The following is a 1,222-nucleotide window of genomic DNA, read 5'->3' on the forward strand; positions in this document are numbered from 1 at the left end:
GCCTCATGCGGAGAAAGACAATGGACACACGCACGGAAAAGGCCAAAATCATCGATGACAGAAATGGACACTGCAAGTCCACGGAGATACGAGCCGCGGTCGCCTTGAGTGTTTTCCATACCGGCTACGCCCCCTCAGACRCATAAGCGATGAAGGCTTTACCCATCTCCGTAGTGCGTGACTCCACCATGCCATTACCCGTCATAGTGACATTGAGAAACTGGCCTTGATGGATCAGTCCTCGGGCTTGAAGGTCGCGAACGATTTGCTCGCAGATCTCGCGCCTACCGCGAACTGCGGGAAGGCAGTGTTCAACAACGGCCGACACGCCACCCATACCCCAACCGGGATACGGAATCTGATGCTGTTCCATCCAACGAACAGGGCCATTGAGTACTGCAAGCATTACCAAATGCAATGGCGTAAGTTCGTCAACAAACTGCAGAAACATTAATTGAAGCTGCTCGTCCGGTCCGCCCGGGAGTCCGGCATGAAGAATCGCACCCCTCAATGCACTGATCTTCTCATCTTGATGGTTGCGCAGTGCAATTTGTGTTGATTGAAGAGCAATAGTGATGAAAAGCTCGTTTTTCGATAGCTTCTCGACGGAGAGATCTTCAACTCGCTGCTCCAACTGCGAAACAACTTCGGCAAGTTGTTTGAACCACTTCTCTTTTCGCCGTTCGATAGGAGGGGAAAACAACGTCTCAAGCAGCACGGACAGTGGCCCACCTGCCGTCGGTACGGCACTCGCGATACTTTTCACTATCGCATGGACGGTATCGCCCGTCGTTTTTTTTGGAGGGTTTTCCATCCCTAATCCTAAGTCGTCGCGCTAGGCAAGAACGCGCAGCTTCATCCGTTGGAGCCTTCTATACCGATGGCAATTGCCGCCGAGATGGGGCCAGATCTTTCCGAGAATAGGCTTCGCATGGTGTTCTGGTCTTCCGTATTGATGATTTTTCCTTCTTTACAGCCAAGAACCAGATCAGCTACGAAATGATCAAGACGCCAGCCTGCCATATGACGACTGCTGCCCGTCAGTCCGTGCATATCTTGGAACGAAGGAGTAAACGTCGGTGACTTGCCTACCATTTTCTGCGCAACTAACGCTGCGGGCACTACGCGAGTTCCCGCGTTGCCTGCGCCGATCAACTTAGGTTTTGACGTCAAGGGGGTTTGCACTTCGAATGGGACTTCCCATGGGTTGTAGAGCAAATAA

2 protein-coding genes are annotated in these 1,222 nt (G+C 52.2%); both read right to left on the reverse strand.

The genetic code is table 11. From position 1 onward, the window contains the following. Positions 1-124: 124 nt before the first annotated feature. Positions 125-814, reverse strand: coding sequence for a hypothetical protein (locus AC1D0P_RS25770; RefSeq protein WP_477679325.1), 690 nt, complete (start codon positions 812-814; stop codon positions 125-127). 41 nt (positions 815-855) lie between these two features. Continuing rightward, positions 856-1,222, reverse strand: a 367-nt coding sequence (locus tag AC1D0P_RS25775) for a hypothetical protein (RefSeq protein ID WP_477679326.1), incomplete at its 5' end; no start/stop codon positions are given.

This window comes from Polaromonas sp. P1_G2, from assembly GCF_056405515.1.